This window comes from Nocardia terpenica (genome assembly GCF_013186535.1).
In the GTDB taxonomy this organism is placed as follows: domain Bacteria; phylum Actinomycetota; class Actinomycetes; order Mycobacteriales; family Mycobacteriaceae; genus Nocardia; species Nocardia terpenica.
The window spans coordinates 1-18578 of sequence record NZ_JABMCZ010000004.1 but is presented as its reverse complement, the minus strand read 5'-3'; the positions used below and the strand labels follow the sequence as shown (position 1 = coordinate 18578).

Sequence of the window (18578 nt, the reverse complement as noted above, 5' to 3'; positions counted from 1 at the left end):
TGTAGCGGTTTCGTGAGAGTATGTCAATCGTGAGTCCCCGCAGATCCGATCCACTGATGCGGGTCACTCTGCTCGAGGCCGGCGCCCGCCTGCTCGCCGAGGAAGGGCCCTGCGCGCTGTCCACCAGAAGATTGGCCGCCACCGTCGGCACCTCGACAACGGCGGTATACACCCATTTCGGCGGAATGGAAGATCTCATCCGCGCCATGGTGCGCGAGGGATTCGCTCGGCTGGATCGCGCGTTGGCGGCGGTGGCCACGACCGCGGATCCGGTGGCCGACGCCGTCGTGCTCGGTTACGCGTATCGGGAAAATGCGCGGGAAAACCCGCACCTGTATTCGGTCATGTTCGGCGGCTCCGCGCTCGGCGGTTTCGCGCTGACCGACGACGATCGCCAGCACGGCCGATATACGCTGGAATCGCTGGTCGATGCCGTGCGGCGGGCGATAGCGGCCGGGCGATTCCACGGCAGCGATCCATCGTTTATCGCGGAGCAGATGTGGATTGCCGTGCACGGGCTCGCGACGCTGGAATTGGGCGGCTATCTCGTCGCCCCCTACGATCCGGATACCTCCTACCGCGGCCAGCTCGAGACCCTGCTGATCGGGGCCGGGGACGCCCCCGCCGAGGCGGCGACGTCGATGAAGATCGGCACCCAGCGGTATCTGCTGGCGCGCGAATTCCTCATGTGACCACCGGGGCATCCTCGCCCGTCAGCTCCGCCCGGGTGATGTCCTCCAGCGTGCGCTGCCGGGTGTCGGGGGCGGTGACCGCGAAGACCGCGGTGGCCAGCAGCAGCGGGACGGCACCGACGAGCGCGGTGACCGCCAGCGACGGCGTGGGTGTCGCCGCGAGCACGATCGCGAGCACGAGCACGCCCCCGGCCTTGGTCATCCCGGCGATGAGGCCGGTGCCGGTCGTCCGGATCCGGGTCGGATAGATCTCCGGGCCGTACGCGGTCACCACCGCCGTCACCGAGCCGATCCCGGCCAGCGGGATCACCAGCAGCACCGACAGCAGAATCCTGTTGTGCGCCAACGAGTCTCCGGCCACCGCGAACACCAGCACGGCCAGCGCGGTGAGCACGGCCAGCACGATGACCGTCTTCTTGCTGCTCCAGAACCCGTACAGCAGCGCGACCAGCACGGTCAACGGCAGGCCGAGCAGCGCGGAGTTGCGCAGCACATAGTCCGACCCCAGTTCCGACAGCCCGATCCGCTGCAGGTTGGTCGGCACCCAGAACTGGAAACCGAAGGTGAGCAACCCGATCGAGATCGCCAGCCCGGCCACCGCCACCGTCGGCCCCAGCAGGGGCCCGCGCAGCAGCCGGGCGAAGCCGATCCGCACCGCGCCCTCCGGCCCGGCGGCGTCGCCGTCGACCACGGCGGCGCCGTAGCGGCGCATGATCGCCTCCGCGGCCTGCCGCCTGCCCGTCGCCAGCAGATAGCGCGGCGATTCGGGGATCCACCGGTTGAGCAGGATCAGCATCAGCCCGGTCGGCATGCCGAGCAGCCACATGATCCGCCAGCTGTAGGTGGGCGTGAGCGCCCCGGCCAGCCAGCTCGTCAAGGCGTACGCGGCCGCGATGTTCCCGCCGATCAGCACGATCACCCAGCCGCGGTGCCGGGCCGGAATGGTCTCCGCGATGAGCGCGAAGGCGATGGGCAGCATGCCGCCCGCCGCGACGCCCATCAGCAGGCACATCACCAGGTTCCAGGTGAAGCCGGGCATGGCGCCGCAGATCGAGGTGGACACGAACATGAGGCCCGCGAACAGGATCGACGAGCGGCGCCCGATCCGGTCGCCGACCCAGCCCCACAGCAGGGAGCCGATCACGGTGCCGACGATCCCGGCCAGCGGCAGCCACGTCACCGGGATCGAGCCGTGCGGGTTGACCGCGGTGCGCAGGCCGTACTCCTTCGCCACGCCGGGGGCGACGAACGACAGCGTGGTCGGCTTCATGACGTCGATGGTGACCGCGAGCGCCATCACCACCAGCAGCGCCACATGGGAGAACCGGATCGGCGCGTCGTCGAGCGCGCGCACCCGGATCGAGGCCGCCTTGCGCCGCACGCCGCCGGAACCCGGCGGCAGCAACCCGTACAGCGCGGCGGGCAACCCGGCCAGGATCAGGGCCATTCCGAGGATCATCGGCGGATCGGGCCGCATACCGGCGAGGTGGTAGCCCATATCGCGGGCGCCCAGATACATCGGCAGGTGCAGCGCCACGCCGACGACGCTGGCGAGCACGCCCGACCAGAACGCCACCGGGTGCGAAAACCGTTCTCCCCCTGGCTGATCGCGCAGATCTGTCGCCATGGCGGCCCCTTTCTCTCATGGTCCCGCAGAGATGGATGCCGCTGGATCGGCGCGCCGGAGACGGGCCTCAGTATGCGACGGCGGCAGCCGGACCCGCCCGGTGTTTCGTCCACAATGGCCGAATTCGGCCGGGTATTCGATCAGGATGGAAACCGAACGGTACGAAGGAAAGTCGGCAGCAACCAGGGCCGCGGACCCCCGATCCGTAGCTTGCCGGTGAGCGCCGCGCGCGGCTTGCCCATCCGGCCGAACATCATCAGATTGAAGGCGACCGGCTCGAATCCGATGCGGACGTCCACCGGGTCGCCCGGTCGGCCGACGGTCACCCGCTCGTGGTCGAGCACCAGCGTCGCGGGAGTCGTGTACCGGGAACGGAATTCGACCGCGACGCGCCGCTGGTTCGGCGGGCCGTCGTGGTGCAGCAGCCGCCCGATCCCGTGCCGGGTCATGCCGAGCACGAACAGCTCCATGAACTGGGCCGCGTACTCCTGCGACTGGTCCCATCGAGACCCGGTGGCGCGGGCGATGTCTCGGCCGTGGATCTGGAATTCGTTGGTCAGGTGCGCGAGCAGCCCGGCGACCGGGACCCGCGAACCGCCGAGCCACCCGACCGGCAGGTCGGGATCCAGATCGGCACTGGCGCGCAGCAATTCGTCGACGTGGGCGCGCACCTGCTCGGCGAGCACCCGGGTGTCGCGCTCCGCAAGCCCCGCCATGGTGTGGTCGTTCAGCCGGTGGACGGTGTCCACACCGGTCGCCTGGATCTCGTCCTGGAGCGTGTTCCACGGCGCGGGAATGTCGTCGGTGCGCCCGAGTGTGGTGTCCCACAACGCGATCGCGTCGACATGGGCGGCCGTATCGGCCACCGTCCAGTCCCGGGTGGCCATCGCGTCCGGCGCGACCGAGCGCACCAGTTCGGCGAACCGATCCCCGCTATCCGCGACCGCCGCGCGCGCCGCTCGCCACTGTTCGGCGGTAATGACCTCGACCATGGGTCGAAGGTAACGCCGGACCGGCGGTCCGCACTTCTCCCAGCGTGCGCGGTCGAATGTCGTTGATTCGCTACGCATTTCCCGCCCCTTGCCCGGCGGCGACCCGGCTGCGTAGACTGCTTTCATCACAAAAGCTCACCGCTCACCGACGCGAGATCGGCGAGGGGCATGCGGAGGGGTGCGGACATGAGCAATCACCGGATGCGGACGGTGCTCGGGCAATTGGGGCTGACCCAGATTCGGTACGTGTCGCCGGTGCGCGCCGCCGCGGCCGACGGCCTCACCGCGCAGGTCTACCGGCAGCTCGAGCGCGACTTCGGCCTGCTCGCACCGCCCGTCACGCTGCACTCCCCCGCGGCGGAGGTGCTGGCCGCCAGCTGGCTCATGCTGCGCGAGTCGCTGCTGGTCACCGGGGTCGTCGACCGGCCGGTCAAGGAGGCGGTGGCCACGGCCGTCTCGCTCGGCAACGAGTGCCCGTTCTGCGTCACCGTGCACAGCGGCACCCTGCACGGACTGGTCCGCGCCGCCGACGCCGCCACCCTCGCCGACGATCGGGTCGAATCCCTCGCCGACCCCACCCTGCGGGCGGTCGCGCGGTGGGCCCGGGCCAGCGCCTCGGCGGACACGGCCGCCCGGCAGCAACCGCCCTTCCCGGCCGAGCAGGCGCCGGAACTCGTCGGCACCGCCGTGCTGCTGCACTACCTCAACCGCATGGTCAATGTGTTCCTCGGCGAGGTCCCGCTGCCGCCCGGCGTGCCGCGCCTCGCGCTCGGCCCGGTCATGCGGGTGCTCGGCGGGATGATCCGCGCGGCCGCCGACACCACCCCCGAACCCGGCCGTTCGCTGCCGCTGCTGCCGCCCGCTCCGCATCCCGCCGACCTGGTTTGGGCGGCGCCCAGCCCGGCCGTGGCCGACGGGTTCGCCCGCGCCTACGCCGCCGTGGAGCGCGCCGGGGCCGAGTCGGTGCCCGCGCCGGTCCGCGAGCTGGTCGGCGCGCAGCTGGCCGACTGGCACGGCGAGCACCGCGGGCCGAGCCGGGCCTGGGCCGCCGACGCCGCGGCCGCCCTGCCGCAGGCGCAGCGGCCCGCGGCCCGCCTGGCCCTGCTCACCGCCATCGCCTCCTACCAGGTCGACCGATCCGTCGTGGAACAGTTCCGCCGCGACCACCCGGACGACCGCACGCTAATCGAATTGACCTCCTGGGCAAGCCTTTCCGCGGCCCGCCGGGTCAGCACCTGGATGACGGTCACCCCGACGGCGGCCGAGGGGACCGCGGTCGCCGAGGACGGCGCACAAATCCGCCCATCGCTCAGCTAGTGTCATGCAAGTATCGGGTAACCTGGGATTATGCTTGGCCGCACGTATGACGCACAGAACTGCTCCATCGCTCGCGCGCTGGAGGTGGTGGGGGAACGCTGGAGCCTGCTGATCATGCGCGACGCCATCTTCATGGGCGTCACGCGTTTCAGCGACTTCCAGCGCAGGCTCGGCCTGGCGGCGAACATTCTCGCGACCCGCCTGGACGGCTTCGTGGCCGCGGGCCTGATGGAGCGACGGAAGTATTCGGAGCATCCCGACCACTACGAGTACCTGCTCACCGAGAAGGGCCGGGCCATCCAGCCGGTCCTGGTCGCCCTCACCATGTGGGGCGACCGGTGGGCGGCGCCGGACGGGCCGCCGGTGGTGTACGAGCACGCCGGGTGCGGTGGCGAGATCGAACAGGCCATCACCTGCTCGGCCTGCGCGGAGTCGCTGCATCCCGATCACGTCGTGTCGCGGGGCGAGCCGCAGATCCTGCCCCGCCCCACCGCCTCCCGGCGCGAACGCCCGTCCGCCCGCCGCTGACCCTAGGGAGCCGACGCGCCGCTGGCGAGCAGCGCGCTCACCACCGCCTCCACCGTCGAGGCGGCGGCGGTGGTGTCGACGTGCCGGTGCACCAGCCACCAGCCGTCCTCCTCCCGACGAAAGACACTGGTGGCCCGCAGGTTCACCGGCGCGACCTCGGGGCGCCCGCCCACCCTCGATTCCAGTCGTTCCAATTCGACGATCGCGGCCAGGTCCGCGGCCACCCACTGCGAGATCCGGTCGAAACCCAGGGCGCGGCCGTCCCGGAACTGCGTCGCGGCGCGGCTCATCGCCGCGATCACCTCCGGGAGCCCGCGCACCCACGGGCCGAAGGGATTACCGAGGCTGACGTCGCCACGCCGGGACAGCACCCGCGAGGCGGGTTCGTGGTCCCCGGTCATGAATATGCCGATGCCGCGGTGATAGTGCTCGATCACCCGATCGAGCTCGACAGTGCTGGTGGAATCCATCCGTTCCCTCCTTCGTTCGCCTGCCGGTGACTACCACGGCAGGGATCCCTTGTCGTCGAAGAACCCGCCCGAGGGACCGTCCGCGGGCAGGGTGGCCAACCGGACGACGACCCCCGCGCCCTCGGCCACGGTGCGGGTACCGCGATGCCGGGTCAGATCGGTCGCGACATAACCCGGCGACACCGAATTGATCTTGATGTGCCGCAGCCCCGGTTCGCGGCGAAAAGCGTTGGCGTACTGCACCGTCAGCATGTTGAGCGCGGCCTTGGACGTCGTGTACGCCAGCCGGGTGTCCGGCTCCGGCCCGAAGTCCGGATGCTCGCGCGTCAGCGTCAGCGAGGCCGCGGTGCTGGACAGATTGACGATGCGCGGCGCGGCCGAGCGCCGCAGCAGCGGCAGGAACACGCAGATGACATCCGCCGCGCCCACCACATTGACGTCGACGACCCGGCGCAGCAGCGCGCCGTCGGTCTCGGTGGCGGGCGCGGCGATCGAGATCCCGGCGTTGTTCACGAGAATGTCGAGGCGGCCGTGGATTTCGTCGATCCGGTCCGCGGCCGCCCGCACGGTGGCCGGGTCGGTGACATCCAGTCGCACCGGCCGCACGCTCGCCCCGGCGGCGGCCAGCTCGGCCGCGACCTCCGCCCCGCGATCGGGGTCCCGGCTGCCCAGCATCACGCGCACACCCCGCTCGGCCAGCTGCCGCGCGGTCTCCTTGCCCAGCCCGCGGTTCGCGCCGGTCACCAGGGCGATCGGCGTCGCCGCATCATTGCGCCACACCGTCACAGGGTTCGTCTCGAACCCGCTCGGGTGCTACTTCGATCGTGCGCAATCCGCGCGCCGGATACTGGAGCGATCCGCGACACGCACGAGGAGGCCGTCGATGAGCGAGGACAACTGTGCACCGGTCCGGGTGTCGCGGCGGATCGCCGCGCCCGCGGCCGACATCTTCCGGGTGCTCGCCGACCCGCGCGCGCATCCGGAGATCGACGGCTCGGGCCTGCTGCGCGGCCTGGTGTCCGGCGCGGTGATCGCCGGCGTGGGGGATGTGTTCGTCATGGCAATGCACGCCGACCGCCTCGGCGACTACGAGATGAACAACCACGTCGTCGATTACGAGCCGGACCGGCGCATCGGCTGGGAACCGCAGGCGGGCCGCGGCCACCCGCGCGCGGGCCGGTTCTGGGGGCAGCGGTGGAGCTTCGAGCTCACGCCCGACGGCCCGGACGCCACCGTCGTGACGGAGAGCTACGACTGCTCGAAGGCGGCGGCCGACGAGCGGGCCGCCCTCGGCAACGGCGCCGTGTGGACCGCGGCCATGACCGCGACCCTCGAGCGACTCGGCCGGTTGTTCTCCGATTGAGCCGCAACACTTTTCCAGCGCTTGCATGATGCTATCTCCGTGAGTACCGTACTTCTATCATGAAAGTGCGGCGCTAGGTACGGGGGTGAACGAGGCATGGCAGCGCCATCGGCCATCGACAGGACATGGACGCCCGGCCGGGTCCTCGCCACCGCGGCGCTCGGGGTGGTCCTGCCCAATCTCGATCTGTTCATCGTCAATGTCGCCCTGCCGTCCATCGCCTCCGGCATGCACACCCCCGACGTCGGCGAGCTGAGCTGGATCCTGAACGCGTACACCATCGTCTTCGCGGCGCTGCTGGTGCCCGCCGGGCGGATGGCCGACCGCACCAGCCGCAGAACGGGATTCCTGCTCGGGGTCGCGGTATTCATCGCGGCCTCGGCCGCCTGCGCCCTGTCCGTCAGCGTCCCGATGCTGGTCGGCTTCCGGGCGCTACAGGCGGTCGGCGCGGCCATGCTGGTCCCCACCTCGCTGAGCCTGGTGCTCGCGGCCTACGAGCCGGAGCGGCGGGCGGGCGCGGTCCGCGTCTGGGCGTCCACGGCCAGCGCCGCGGCCGCGATCTCCCCCGTCATCGCCGGTCCCCTGGTGCTGCTGTCCTGGCGCTGGGTGTTCCTGATCAACCTGCCCATCGGGATCGTGGTGCTGCTCATGGGGTGGCGGCTGCTGCCCGATGTGGAGGGCAGGCGCGAGCCGCGGCCGGATGCGGCCGGGGCCGGGCTGCTCATCGTCGGCATCGCCGCGCTGACGCTCGCGCTGGTGCGCGGCGGGGACTGGGGCTGGTCGTCGGATCGCGTGCTCGGCCTGTTCGTCGCGACCGTGGCGGCGATGGCGGCCTTCGCCTGGCGCTCGGCCCGCCATCCCAGCCCGGTGCTGGAGATCGGCCTGCTGCGCAGCCGCAGCTTCGCCCTGGCCACGCTGTCGACGTTCCTGTTCGCCGCCGCGCTGGGCGCCTATCTGCTGTCCGGTGTGCTGTGGGTGCAGAACGTGTGGCACTGGTCCGCGCTGCGCTCGGGCCTGGCGATCGCGCCCGGCCCCGCCCTGGTGCCGCTGTGGTCGATCGTCGCCGGAAAACTCATGCCCCGCATCGGCGCCCGGCCCGTCGTGATGGCGGGCTGCCTCGCGTTCGCCGCCGCGCTGGGCTGGTGGGTGCTCGCCATGCGGGTGCACCCGAACTATCTCGCGGGCATGCTCGGTGGCGCGGCGCTCACCGGAGTCGGTGTGGGACTGACGGTTCCGACGCTGTTCGGCATGGCCACCGCCGCGCTGCCCCCGGACCGGTTCGCCACCGGCTCCGGCGCGGTCAATATGATCCGGCAGCTCGGCATCGCGGTCGGGGTCGCCGTGCTCGTCGCCGTCATCGGCAGGCCCGCCGCGAATGCCGGTGCCCTGCAGGCGTTCCGGCACGGCTGGCTGGTCGTGGTCGCGATCTCCGTGGCCTGCGCACTGACCGGCCTCCTGCTTCGTCGCCCCGGGCGGACGGCGGAGACGGACCCGGCCGCCGCTTCCCCTTCCGGCGGCCGGGCCCGTTGAACCACAACCGATTACAAGAAATCCGTGTTGGGCTCGAAGCCGAGCAGCACGCGCCCGAGGGTCTCCAGATTCGTGTTCGGATACATGATCGCGTGATGGTGCAGGGCCCCGATGTCGCGCTGGATCTGCTGCAGCGGCACATGGGAGTAGATGGACGAGGCGCCCGCGGCGTCGGCGAGGATGTCCACCGCCTGCCGGGCCCGCCCGACCGCCGCGCCCGCGTCCATGCGCGCGATGGCCTTCTCCTCGTTGGTCCACGGCTCACCGGAGGCGGCCTTGCTGTCGAGGCGATCGACCATGCGGTACACGTGGAACTCGGCCTCGCTGATCAGCTGCACGGCCTCACCCAGTTGCAGATGCGTGACCGGCGCCTCGCTCTGGCGCGCGTAGTGGGTGTAGGTGATGGCCCGCTTCGGCACCAGTTCCAGGTAGTTCTCCAGCGCCGCGTGCGCCATGCCGAGCGCGGGCGCGCTGGCCACGGCGATCGCCATCTGCATGAACGGCACGTGCCACGCCTCGTACTCGGCATTGAGCTTGGTCGCGAGCTTGCCCTCGACCGCCATCGGCAGCATCCGCACCAGCCAGCCCTCGGGCACGAACAGGTCCTTCGCGACCGAGGTCCGGCTGCCGGTGCCCCGCAGGCCCGAGGTGTGCCAGTCGTCGACGAGCGTCAGGCTCGACACCGGAACCACCGCGAGGGCCGGTTCGCCGGTGCCGTCCGGATGCTTCAGCACGGCGAAATGCGCGTCCCAGGTCGCGTGCGGCGACCCGGTATTGAAGTGCCACCTGCCGTTGAGAATGTATCCGCCGTCGGTCGGCTCGGCGACGCCGTTCAATTCCACCGACCCGCAGAACCGGACCTCCGGATCGTTCCAGATCACGTCCTGCGTTTCGTCCGGAACCAGCGACGAGAGCCAGGAGGCCATCGTGAACGACACGCAGGACCAGCCGACGGAACCGTCGGCGCGCGCCAATTCCGAGATCACATCGACGATGGTCCGCATATCCGCCACGCTGCCGCCGTACCGCGCCGGAACTCGCATTTTCAACAGCTCGCTGCGGCCCAGCATGTCCAATACCTCCGGGTGCAATTCCCGGTGTTCCTCGTGCCAGGAGACATACTTCCGGATCGGTTCCACCAGATCCCTGGCCCGATCGACGAGATCCGGCCTCGGCTGCGACTTGATCAACGACATTCTGCACTACTCCTCGGAAGAAGGCGGAATACTGGAAATAAACTGTCTCCGAAGACTCTGACACAGGAAATGGGCGTATACCGTCTCCTAAATTGCCCGGTCCACACCGAAGGCGGTGACATTGACCGCGACCGGCGGCGGGAAGCGGGTCACGAAGTCGATCACGACCAGGTGGGTGGGAACGATGCTGATCCGCGCCATGCCGCTGGTCTCCGCGCGCCGCACCCGCGCCCACTCCGCCCATTTGGCGTCGTCGCCGATCATGCGCCGCGAGGCGTCGATGTGCTCCTGCGGAACCCCGGGCGTCTTCTCGACCGTGGCCGTTCCCCGCCCGTGCACGGCTATCGGCGAGAAATCGTGGGCAGGCAGCGGATGGCCGATCGACGCCCAGACCTTCGCGCGCGTCTCGCGCCCCGGCGATCCGGCGCCGACATCGATGGTGAAGCCCACCCGAGGATTCGCCGCGATGGCCTCCACCTTGTACGCCAGATTCGGGGTGGCGAAAACGAATGCCTCGCCGTTCCAGACATGATTGACCGGCACCGAGCGCGGATGCCCGTCCAACCCCAGATACGCGATCCGCATCGGAATCGGCTCCGCCAGCAGGGTTTGTATCACCGGGTCGGTGTTCACCAGATGCACGATCTCCGCGTAGTTCATGGGTGCCTTTTCCTGTGCGATAGAAACACGGACACGACCAAGTATCGCAATATGCCCACCGGATTTCCTTCTCCGAACGTGCCGTCCGGCGGAAGGGGGCAATCCACGAGTAGCCACCCCGCGGCCACACCTTTATCATATTACCGACAAACTGCCACCCGGAAACGAGTCGTACTGCATACTGCGGTGAATTACCTATTGCGGTGTGAGGAGAAATCATGATCACCCTCGGCAAGGCAGTACTGGTCACCGGAGCCAATCGCGGTATCGGAAAGGAGCTGGTCGAAGAGGCGCTGGCCAGGGGCGCGGCACGGGTCTACGCGGGCACCCGTCGCCCGCTGGTCCACCCGGACGAGCGGGTCGTGCCGCTGCTGTTGGACGTCACCGACGCCGCGCACATCCGGGCGGCCGCCGAACGGGTGGAATCGCTGGACATCCTGATCAACAACGCCGGTGTCGTCGCCTACGACGACCTCACCGATCCGGCCGTGCTCGACCACATGCTCGCCGTCAACTTCTACGGCGTCCGCGACGTGACCCAGGCATTGCTCCCCAAGCTCATCGAGTCCGAGGGAGCCATCGCCACCAATGTCTCGCTCAACGCCATCGCCGCCTTCGCGCTCAATCCGTCGTACTCGGTCTCGAAGGCGGCCGCGTTCAACCTGATGCAGTCCCTGCGGGCGGTCCTGGCGCCCCGGGGCGTCACCGTCCACGCGATCGTCACCGGCCCCACCGACACCGATATGACCGCGGGCATCGATGTCGCGAAGGCGTCGCCGAAGCTGGTGGCGCACAGCATCTTCGACGGGATCGAAAAGGGCGACGAGGACATCTTCCCCGACCCGATGTCGCAGCCCCTGGCCGACGGCTGGCGCAACGGCTCGAGCAAGGAACTCGAGCGCCGACTCACGCAGATGTACGCCCATTTCACGCGGCAGGAATAGCCGAATACGAAGAAACGCGCTGGAGAAATTCTGCCACAGGAACGCCCGCGCACCGTCTTCCAAATTGCCCCGTTTCCGGAAGAGCACGCTGGAAGACGTGCGCGCGCGTTTCGGTCGCCGATCATGACAAGTACACCTCTCGACAGGTGGGGCCAGACGTCGGAAAGAGAGTGAACAATGACGATCGACACCGAACCCGACAGGACGGCCGTGACCGTCCCGAGCGATATCGAGCTCGCCCGATCATTGGACGGGGACTTCCGCAGCGACCATCTCCTCGCGGGGGACCTGCGCCTGCACTATGTCGCCGGTGGCGCCGGACGGCCGCTGATCCTGCTGCCCGGCTGGCCGGAGACCTGGTGGGAGTTCCGCAAGGTGATGCCCGCGCTCGCGGCGAGCGGGCGGCGGGTCATCGCCGTGGATCTGCCCGGCATGGGCGGTTCCGACAAACCCGCCACCGGCTACGACAAGAAGACGATGGCCGGGGTCATCCACGCCTTCGTCCGCGCGCTCGGCTACGAGCAGGTGGACATCGCCGGGCACGACGTGGGCTCGCAGGTCGCCTTCAGCTTCGCGGTCAACTACCCGGAGGCCACCCGCAAGGTCGCGATGCTGGACATCCTGCACCCGGACCCGGCGGTCTACGAGATCCGCATGCTGCCGGTCCCGGGGGTGCCGCTGCACCCGTGGTGGTTCGCGTTCAACCAGGTCACGGGCCTGCCCGAGCAGCTGCTGGCCGGACGCTTCCGCACCCTGATCGACTGGCTGTTCGACAATTTCCTCGACGACCGGAACTCCGTGACCCCCTTGGACCGGGCCGTCTACGCGCGCGCCTACGACAGCCCGGACGGGATCCGCAGCGGTAACGCCTGGTTCGCGACGTTCGGCCAGGACGTCGTCGACCTCGCCGCCTACGGCAAGGTCACCGCGCCGCTGCTGGGCATGGTCTCCAATCTCGGCGACGGCATGTTCGCCGAGGCGATGCAGGCGACCCTGCCCAACCAGGGGACCGATGTCGAGATCGCGGTCCTGCCGGACGCCGGCCATTATTTCGTCGACGAGCGGCCGCAGGCGGTAATCGACCGGTTCGACACGTTCTTCGTCTGAAATACAAAAGCACAATGGAAGAGGCGCCGAGGGTTCCCGCTCTGTGACTCTGGTCAGTGGATTTCGATTGATTCACACAAATCCCGAGTTAGGAGAGGACATGTCAACTGTCGCCGTTCCGTCCAGGGAAGAATTGGTGCAGCGAGTGTCCGATATTGCGCCCGTGCTGCGGGCCAACATCGAATGGTCGACCGAGCATCGCCGGTTGCACGAGGAGACGGTCAAGGCACTCACCGATGCGGGCATGTTCCGGATGCGTATCCCGCAGCGCTACGGCGGATACGAGAGCGACGCGCGGACCATGGTCGACGTGGCCGACGCCATCGCCCAGATCGACGGGTCCGCGGCCTGGGTCGTGGCCTGCCACTGGGTCGCCTCCTGGGGCGTGGGCCTGTTCCCGGACGAGGTGCAGGCCGAGGTGTTCGACGATCCCGACGCGCAGGTCTGCACCACCATCGGGCCCGGGACCGCGATCGCCGTCCCGGCCGACGGCGGCGTCGTGGTCAACGGCGAGTGGCCGTGCATCAGCGGCGCGCTGAGCAGCCGCTACCAGCAGGTCGCGGCCGTCGTCCTCGACCCGGCCGGGGAGCCGTACCCGGTGATGAGCCCGGTTCGGTTGTCGGAGTTGGAGATTCGCGACGACTGGCACACCACCGGCCTGCGCTCGTCGGGCAGCGTCGGCGTCATCGCGAAGGATCTGTTCATCCCGCAGGAGCGCCTGCTGCCGGCGCCCGCGGTGGTGGGCGCCCAGTCGGCCTCGAAACTCAACGCCGATGTCGCGATGTACCGGGCGCCGTTGATCTCGATGGGGTCGGCGGCCACGGTCGGCGTCGCCACCGGCATCGCCAAGGCGATCCGGGACGCGTTCCTCGAGCGCCTGCCCGGCCGCAAGGTCACCTACACGCTGTACCCGAGCATGGCCGAGGCGCCGGTGACCCACCTGCGGATCGCCGAGGCGGTCATGAAGGTCGACGAGGCGGAGTTCCACGCGCACCGGCTGGCCGACGTGGTCGACCGCAAGTGCGCCTCCGGCGACGCCTGGTCGATGCTCGAGCGCGGTCGGGTCCGCGGGGACGAGGGCGCGGCGGTGCGCCTGGCCAACGAGGCGGCCGACATCCTCGCCGCCAACAGCGGCGGCTCCTCGGCCTACCTGCGGGTGCCGATCCAGCGGTTCGTCAACGACCTGCGGACCTTCAGCCTGCACGCGATGTTGATCCCGGACGTCAACGCCGAGGTCTACGGCCGGGTGCTGTGCGGCCAGGAACCCAACACCTACTACATCTGAATCCCCGCGGCTCCGGCCGCCCGGCCCGCGCCGGGTGACCGGGGCCGCCCGTCTGCCACCAGATCATCAGGGGGCCAGCACATGTCATCCATCGCGACGCCGCCGGACCGCGGCAGCAGGTTGCCCTCGCTCACCGGCCTGCGCTTCCTGGCCGCACTGTCGGTCTTCCTGTTCCACTCCAGCCTGGCCAGCTCGCCGCTGCCGCCCTTCGGCCCGGTGACCCCGTTCGCCGACAAGCGGGTCGCGGCCGACTACGCGTTCGTCCTCGGGCACGGCGGCCCGATGGGCGTGTCGTTCTTCTTCGTGCTCAGCGGTTTCGTGCTCACCTGGTCCAGCCGTCCCGGTGAACCGGCACGCGCCTTCCTGCGGCGACGGATAGTCAAGATCTATCCCAATCACGTGGTCACGTGGGCGGTGTGCCTGCTGCTGTTCGCGTGGGCCAGCGGCGGGCCCCTCGCCTGGTTCACCAATCTGCTGCTGTTGCACGGCTATTTCCCCCAGCCCACCATCAGCCTCAGCGGCAACCCGCCGAGCTGGTCGCTGTGCAGCGAGATGCTGTTCTATCTGTGCTTCCCGCTGCTGATCGGGCCGCTGCGGCGAATCCCGGTGCGGCGGTTGTGGTTCTGGGCCACCGCGATGGTCGTCGGCACGGTCGTCGTGCAGCTGATCAACCAGTTCCTGATTCCCGGCACGGCCCGCGCCCCGGAGTACCCGATCCCGGACATGCAGATGTGGTTCGGCTACTCCTTCCCGGTCAACCGCCTGTTCGAGTTCGTGCTCGGGGCAGTGCTGGCGCTGCTGGTGCGGGCGGGCCGGTGGCCCCGGATCGGCCTCGTCCCGGCCGCGCTGCTGCTGCTGGCGGGCTACACGGCCGCGCTGTACATGCCGGTCTCCTACGGCTTCATCGTCTCCACGATCGTGCCGATCGGCGTGCTCATCGCCACCGTCGCCGACCGGGACGCCCGCGGTCGGCGCACCGTATTCGGCGGGCGGGTCATGGTCCGGCTCGGCGAGGTATCCTACGCCTTCTACCTCTGCCAGGGCGTGACCCTGTTCTATGTGCGCCGACTGTTCGGCGATTCGCTCTTCCCGACCGCGGTCGGGGTGCTGGTGCTCATCGGGCTGTGCGCGCTCACGCTACTGGCCGGATGGTTGCTGCACAGCCGCGTCGAGGAGCCGATGATGCGCCGGTGGAGCAGGCCGCGCCGACCCGCCCTGGTCGGCCCCGAGCCGGTCACCGTGGCGCTGGACGGTACCGCAAACGAGAAGCTTGCGTGATGCGAGTCACTGACCTATGGTACTTGCATCACGCAAGCCAGGAGGAATGGGGAGGCCGATGAACGGTCCACAGGTGGTGTCGCCCGCCGAGTGGCTGGCCGCACGAAAAGAATTGCTGCGCAAGGAGAAAGAGCTCACCAAGGCCATCGATGCGCTCAACGCCGACCGGCGGCGGCTGCCGATGGTGCGCATCGACAAGGACTACCGCTTCACCGGCCCGGACGGCGAGGTCGGCCTGCTCGATCTGTTCGACGGCAAACAGCAGCTCATCGTCCAGCACTTCATGCTCGACCCGGCGAAGGACCACGTCTGCGGCAGCTGCACCTATATGGCCGAGGCGGCCACCGACACCGTGCGCAACCATCTCGCCGAGCTGGACACCGCATTCGCCGCGGTGTCGCGCGCGCCGTACCCGAAGGTGCGGGCGCTGCGCGACGCCAAGGGCTGGCGGTTCCCCTGGTATTCCTCCTACGGCAGCGATTTCAACTACGACTTCCACGTCACCCTCGATCCGGCGGTGCAACCGGCCAACTACAACTTCCGCGACGCGGACGAGCTGGCCGCCACCGGTTTCGAGTGGATGCTCGACTTCTCCGGCGAACAGCCCGGCATCAGCTGTTTCCTGCGCGACGGCGAGCAAGCCTTCCACACCTACTCCACCTTCGGCCGCGGCGTCGAGGTCATGATGCCCGGCCTGCGCCTGCTGGATCTGACCGCGCTCGGCCGCCAGGAGGACTGGGAGGAACCCCGGGGCCGCGTGCCCGCCGCCCACCCCATCCGCGACCTCCCCACGAACTGACCTCGCCCCGGAAAGAGGGAATACAGCGTCATGGCGACGACGGCAAACGCGCCGACGACGATCACCGGCCGACAGCGGCTGATCGTCCTACTCCTGCTCGGTGCCCAGTTCATGCTCTCTGTCGACTATTCGATCCTCAATGTCGCGCTCCCCCGGGTGGGCGCGGGTGTCGGCCTCGGGTTGTCCGCCCTGCCGTGGATTCTCACGGCCTACGCGCTCCCGGCGGCCGGGTTCACCCTGCTGTTCGGCCGCATCGCCGACCTGTTCGGCCGCCGCCGGATGTTCCTGATCGGCATCACCCTGCTCGCCGCCGCCTCGCTGATCGGCGGGTTCGCCACCAACCCGGTCGAATTGCTCACCGCCCGAACGCTTCAGGGCTTCGCCACGGCGATCGCCACCCCCGCCGCACTGTCGCTGCTGGTGACCTCCTTCAGCGACGAGAGCCAGCGGGCGCGGGTGCTCGGCCTCAACGGCGCGCTGCTGTCCGGCGGGTTCACCGTGGGCGCGCTGGTCGGCGGCACCCTGGTGACCGGGTTGAGCTGGCGCTGGGCGCTGCTGATCAATGTGCCTGTCGCACTGATCATTCTGGCGGTCACGCCGTTCGTCGTGAGCCCGAGCCGGGCCTCGACCGGCGTCAAACTCGATGTGCCGGGCGCGATCACGGTCACCCTCGGCCTGCTGTCGTTCTCCTTCGGCGTGGTGAACCACAACGTGTACGCGCTCATCGCGGGCGTGCTGCTGCTCGTGGTGTTCTGGCTGATCGAGCGCAAGGCGCCCGCGCCGCTGGCCGCCGTGAGCATCCTGAACCGCCCCACCGTCAAGTGGGGCAATCTCGCGGGCCTGATCGTGTTCTCGATGGAGAGCGGCCTGATCTTCCTGATGACGCTGTATCTGCAAGACGTCCTGCACTTCTCGGCGCTGACCACCGGCCTGCTGTTCGGCGTGCCCGGCCTCGCCTCGGTGGTCGCCGGTATCATCGCGGGCCGCTTCATCGGCCGCTACGGCCCGGCGCGGGTGCTGACCGTGGGCCTGATCGTGCAGACCGGCTTCACCGCTCCGCTGATGGTGCTCGGCCCGAGCACGCTGTGGCTGTGGGTTCTCATGCCCGCGCTGTTCATCGGATTCTTCGGGCACGTCACCGCGATCGCGTCCTTCATGGTCACCGCGACCACCGGCCTGCCCGACTCCGAGCAGGGCCTGGCCACCGGCCTCGCCACGCTGACCCAGCAGATCGGCATCACCGTCGGCATCCCGGTGCTCAGCGCCATCGCCGCCGGACAGGCCGTGCTGCTCACCGGCATTCACCTCGCCGTCGCGGCCAATGTCGCGATCACCGTGACCGTCATCGTGCTGATCTCGCTCGGGCTGCTCCGCCGGGCCCCGGCCGTCGTCGGATCGATCGAATCGACCGAACTGGCCGGATAACCAGCGATAAGGTACTTGCATCACGAAATTTATCAGGCAAGTCGGAAAGGATGGGAAGATGAACGGTCCCCGTGTCGTGTCACCCGCCGAGTGGCTGGCCGCACGAAAAGAATTGCTGCGCAAGGAGAAAGAGCTCACCAAGACCATCGACGCGCTCAACGCCGACCGGCGGCGGCTGCCGATGGTGCGCATCGACAAGAACTATCGCTTCACCGGACCCGGCGGCGAGGTCGGCCTGGCCGAACTGTTCGAGGGCAGGGCGCAACTCATCGTCCAGCACCTCATGCTCGACCCGACGATGGAGCAGCCCTGCGGCAGCTGCTCCTACATGGCGGGCATGGTCACCGACACCATCCTGTCCCATCTGCACAAGCTGGACACGACATTCGCCGCGGTCTCGCGCGCGCCCTACCCGAAGGTGCGGGAGGTCCGCGCGGCCCGGGGCTGGCCGTTCCCCTGGTACTCCTCCGCCGACAGCGAATTCAACTACGACTTCCACGTCTCGTTCGACCCCGCGGTACCCCCCACCTACAACTACCGCCACGGCGAGGAACTGCGGGCCACGAAGGACGCCTGGCTGCTCGACGACTACTCCGGCGATCGCGAGGGCATCAGCTGCTTCCTGCGCGAGGGCGACGAGGTCTTCCACACCTACTCGACCTTCGGCCGCGGCGTCGAGGTGATGATGCCGGGCCTGCACCTGCTCGACCTCACCGCGCTCGGCCGTCAGGAAGAATGGGAGGAGCCCAAGGGACGGACGCTCGCCGCTAGGGGATGAGTGGCGGGCGCCTCGGCGCTCAGTTGTCATGACATTCAACGATTTCCGAGAAATTGCTCCGTTCCCGGAAAGCGCGAACCACGGAACCCGTTCCCTGCTACGATTATCGGGCGTCGCGACGTTCCGCAATCACCGGCAGGCCACTTCTTCGGTTCCTGCATTCTGTCATGTCTGTTTCGCGTCGAGGGGAGTACGCACATGTCATTACCGACCGAACCCATCGGGAGCATTCCGCGACCGACGCAGTTGCTCAACGGTATTCGGGACCACGCCGCCGGAAAGATCGACGACGACGCCCTCGCCGAACTCTACGACACGGCGGTGCGGGAAACCATCGCACAGCTGGAATCGCTCGGTTCGCCGGTCGTCACCGACGGTGAGCAGAGCAAACCCAGTTTCGCCACCTATCCCCTGGCGGGCCTGTCCAATCTGAGCCCCGACGGCGCGGTAATTCCCTTCGCGGACGGACACACTCGGCAATTGCCGCGGCTCACCGCAGGCCCGTTCCGCTACGGAACCGTCACCGCGCCCTACCTCCGCACCGCCCAGAAATACGCGACGGTACCCGTCAAACAACCGGTCATCGC

19 protein-coding genes are annotated in these 18578 nt (G+C 69.0%); 13 read left to right on the top strand and 6 right to left on the bottom strand.

The features are described 5' to 3' along the window. Nucleotides 1–56 precede the first annotated feature (56 nt). On the top strand, nucleotides 57–692 hold the full coding sequence (locus tag HPY32_RS32870; RefSeq protein ID WP_197696544.1) for a TetR/AcrR family transcriptional regulator: 636 nt from the start codon (nucleotides 57–59) through the stop codon (nucleotides 690–692). On the opposite strand, the gene HPY32_RS32865 is transcribed toward HPY32_RS32870, so the two are convergent. Together HPY32_RS32865 and HPY32_RS32860 are read right to left on the bottom strand one after the other, a co-directional pair. After that, nucleotides 685–2319, bottom strand: a complete 1635-nt coding sequence (locus tag HPY32_RS32865; protein WP_067590262.1) for an MFS transporter — start codon at nucleotides 2317–2319, stop codon at nucleotides 685–687. The two genes, HPY32_RS32870 and HPY32_RS32865, sit on opposite strands and share 8 nt — an antisense overlap. Before the next feature lie 140 nt (nucleotides 2320–2459). Then, a complete protein-coding gene (locus HPY32_RS32860) occupies nucleotides 2460–3311 on the bottom strand; it encodes a maleylpyruvate isomerase N-terminal domain-containing protein (RefSeq protein WP_156674543.1) in 852 nt (283 codons plus the stop codon). A 186-nt stretch (nucleotides 3312–3497) separates the two neighbouring features. Between HPY32_RS32860 and HPY32_RS32855 the strand changes: the two genes are divergently transcribed. Continuing rightward, on the top strand, nucleotides 3498–4628 hold the full coding sequence (locus HPY32_RS32855) for a carboxymuconolactone decarboxylase family protein (protein WP_082871539.1): 1131 nt from the start codon (nucleotides 3498–3500) through the stop codon (nucleotides 4626–4628). Nucleotides 4629–4658: 30 nt separating this feature from the next. Beyond that, nucleotides 4659–5156 carry a winged helix-turn-helix transcriptional regulator gene (locus HPY32_RS32850; protein WP_067590265.1) on the top strand — a complete coding sequence of 166 codons (498 nt, stop codon included), beginning with the start codon at nucleotides 4659–4661 and terminating at the stop codon, nucleotides 5154–5156. Nucleotides 5157–5158: 2 nt separating this feature from the next. Here the strand turns inward: HPY32_RS32850 and HPY32_RS32845 are convergent, their stop codons facing one another. Both HPY32_RS32845 and HPY32_RS32840 read right to left on the bottom strand, forming a co-directional pair. Next, on the bottom strand, nucleotides 5159–5626 hold the full coding sequence (locus tag HPY32_RS32845) for a YybH family protein (protein ID WP_067590268.1): 468 nt from the start codon (nucleotides 5624–5626) through the stop codon (nucleotides 5159–5161). Nucleotides 5627–5656: 30 nt separating this feature from the next. Beyond that, nucleotides 5657–6406 carry an SDR family oxidoreductase gene (locus HPY32_RS32840; protein WP_067596001.1) on the bottom strand — a complete coding sequence of 250 codons (750 nt, stop codon included), beginning with the start codon at nucleotides 6404–6406 and terminating at the stop codon, nucleotides 5657–5659. Between the two features lie 103 nt (nucleotides 6407–6509). On the opposite strand from HPY32_RS32840, the gene HPY32_RS32835 reads away from it, so the two are divergent. Continuing rightward, on the top strand, nucleotides 6510–6989 hold the full coding sequence (locus HPY32_RS32835) for an SRPBCC family protein (protein ID WP_067590270.1): 480 nt from the start codon (nucleotides 6510–6512) through the stop codon (nucleotides 6987–6989). Nucleotides 6990–7085: 96 nt separating this feature from the next. After that, nucleotides 7086–8519: an MFS transporter gene (locus HPY32_RS32830; RefSeq protein WP_067590273.1), complete on the top strand. Its 1434-nt coding sequence runs from the start codon at nucleotides 7086–7088 to the stop codon at nucleotides 8517–8519. Nucleotides 8520–8530: 11 nt separating this feature from the next. Here the strand turns inward: HPY32_RS32830 and HPY32_RS32825 are convergent, their stop codons facing one another. Together HPY32_RS32825 and HPY32_RS32820 are read right to left on the bottom strand one after the other, a co-directional pair. After that, nucleotides 8531–9715 (bottom strand): acyl-CoA dehydrogenase family protein, encoded by a 1185-nt coding sequence (locus HPY32_RS32825; protein ID WP_067590276.1) that lies wholly within the window; start codon nucleotides 9713–9715, stop codon nucleotides 8531–8533. Nucleotides 9716–9802: 87 nt separating this feature from the next. Continuing rightward, nucleotides 9803–10375 (bottom strand): pyridoxamine 5'-phosphate oxidase family protein, encoded by a 573-nt coding sequence (locus HPY32_RS32820; protein ID WP_067590279.1) that lies wholly within the window; start codon nucleotides 10373–10375, stop codon nucleotides 9803–9805. Nucleotides 10376–10593: 218 nt separating this feature from the next. On the opposite strand from HPY32_RS32820, the gene HPY32_RS32815 reads away from it, so the two are divergent. The 8 genes from HPY32_RS32815 to HPY32_RS32780 all read left to right on the top strand — a co-directional run. Then, nucleotides 10594–11319 carry an SDR family NAD(P)-dependent oxidoreductase gene (locus HPY32_RS32815; RefSeq protein WP_067590282.1) on the top strand — a complete coding sequence of 242 codons (726 nt, stop codon included), beginning with the start codon at nucleotides 10594–10596 and terminating at the stop codon, nucleotides 11317–11319. A gap of 177 nt (nucleotides 11320–11496) precedes the next feature. Then, nucleotides 11497–12426: an alpha/beta fold hydrolase gene (locus HPY32_RS32810; RefSeq protein WP_082871540.1), complete on the top strand. Its 930-nt coding sequence runs from the start codon at nucleotides 11497–11499 to the stop codon at nucleotides 12424–12426. Between the two features lie 100 nt (nucleotides 12427–12526). Further along, nucleotides 12527–13711 carry an acyl-CoA dehydrogenase family protein gene (locus HPY32_RS32805; RefSeq protein ID WP_067590285.1) on the top strand — a complete coding sequence of 395 codons (1185 nt, stop codon included), beginning with the start codon at nucleotides 12527–12529 and terminating at the stop codon, nucleotides 13709–13711. 81 nt (nucleotides 13712–13792) lie between these two features. Further along, on the top strand, nucleotides 13793–14989 hold the full coding sequence (locus HPY32_RS32800) for an acyltransferase family protein (RefSeq protein ID WP_067590288.1): 1197 nt from the start codon (nucleotides 13793–13795) through the stop codon (nucleotides 14987–14989). Between the two features lie 58 nt (nucleotides 14990–15047). After that, complete coding sequence (locus tag HPY32_RS32795) at nucleotides 15048–15788, top strand: DUF899 domain-containing protein (protein ID WP_067590291.1); 741 nt, start codon at nucleotides 15048–15050, stop codon at nucleotides 15786–15788. A 30-nt stretch (nucleotides 15789–15818) separates the two neighbouring features. After that, a complete protein-coding gene (locus tag HPY32_RS32790; RefSeq protein WP_067590294.1) occupies nucleotides 15819–17213 on the top strand; it encodes an MFS transporter in 1395 nt (464 codons plus the stop codon). Between the two features lie 58 nt (nucleotides 17214–17271). Further along, on the top strand, nucleotides 17272–17991 hold the full coding sequence (locus HPY32_RS32785; RefSeq protein WP_067590296.1) for a DUF899 domain-containing protein: 720 nt from the start codon (nucleotides 17272–17274) through the stop codon (nucleotides 17989–17991). A gap of 198 nt (nucleotides 17992–18189) precedes the next feature. Beyond that, the coding region (locus HPY32_RS32780) for a uroporphyrinogen decarboxylase/cobalamine-independent methonine synthase family protein (RefSeq protein WP_507236519.1) at nucleotides 18190–18578 on the top strand (389 nt) is incomplete at its 3' end.